At 66.9% G+C, this 1,047-nt stretch carries 1 protein-coding gene; it reads left to right on the forward strand.

The features are described 5' to 3' along the window. The coding region (locus tag ACPC54_RS42310; protein WP_498973099.1) for an acyl-CoA dehydrogenase family protein at positions 1-1,047 on the forward strand (1,047 nt) is incomplete at both ends.

A 1,047-nucleotide genomic window follows, 5' to 3' on the forward strand; every position in this document is an offset into this window, starting at 1 on the left:
GGACTTCGATCTCTTCCGGATCTCCGAGGAGCACCAGATGCTTCGCGAGGCGGTGCGTTCGCTGGCCGAGGCGAAGATCGCTCCGTATGCGGCGGAGGTGGACGAGCAGGGTCGGTTCCCGCAGGAGGCGTTGGACGCGCTGACGGCGAACGATCTGCACGCGGTGCACGTGCCGGAGGAGTTCGGTGGTGCGGGGGCGGACGCGCTGGCGACGGTGATCGTGATCGAGGAGGTCGCGCGGGTGTGCGTGTCCTCGTCGTTGATTCCGGCGGTGAACAAGCTGGGGTCGTTGCCGGTGCAGTTGTCGGGTTCGCCGGAGCTGAAGGCGAAGTACCTGGGGGCGCTGGCGCGTGGGGAGGGGATGTTCTCGTACTGCCTGTCGGAGCCGGAGGCGGGTTCGGACGCGGCGGGGATGTCGACGCGGGCGGTGCGGGACGGGGATTTCTGGGTGCTGAACGGGGTGAAGCGCTGGATCACCAATGCGGGGGTGTCGGAGTTCTACACGGTGATGGCGGTGACGGATCCGGAGAAGCGGTCGAAGGGGATCTCGGCGTTCGTCGTGGAGAAGGGTGACGAGGGGGTGTCGTTCGGTGCTCCGGAGAAGAAGCTGGGGATCAAGGGGTCGCCGACGCGTGAGGTGTACTTCGACAATGTGCGGATTCCGGCGGACCGGATGATCGGTGCGGAGGGGACGGGGTTCGCGACGGCGATGCGGACGCTGGACCACACGCGGGTGACGATCGCGGCGCAGGCGGTGGGTGTGGCGCAGGGTGCGCTGGACTACGCGAAGAACTATGTGCGTGAGCGCAAGCAGTTCGGGAAGCCGATCGGGGATTTCCAGGGGATCCAGTTCATGCTGGCGGACATGGCGATGAAGCTGGAGGCGGCGCGGCAGATGACGTATGTCGCGGCGGCGAAGTCGCAGCGGCAGGACGCGGATCTGACGTTCTTCGGTGCGGCGGCGAAGTGTTTCGCGTCGGACGTGGCGATGGAGGTGACCACGGACGCGGTGCAGTTGCTGGGTGGGTACGGGTACACCCGGGACTA

This window comes from Kitasatospora sp. NPDC094028 (assembly GCF_049543595.1).
GTDB lineage: Bacteria > Actinomycetota > Actinomycetes > Streptomycetales > Streptomycetaceae > Kitasatospora.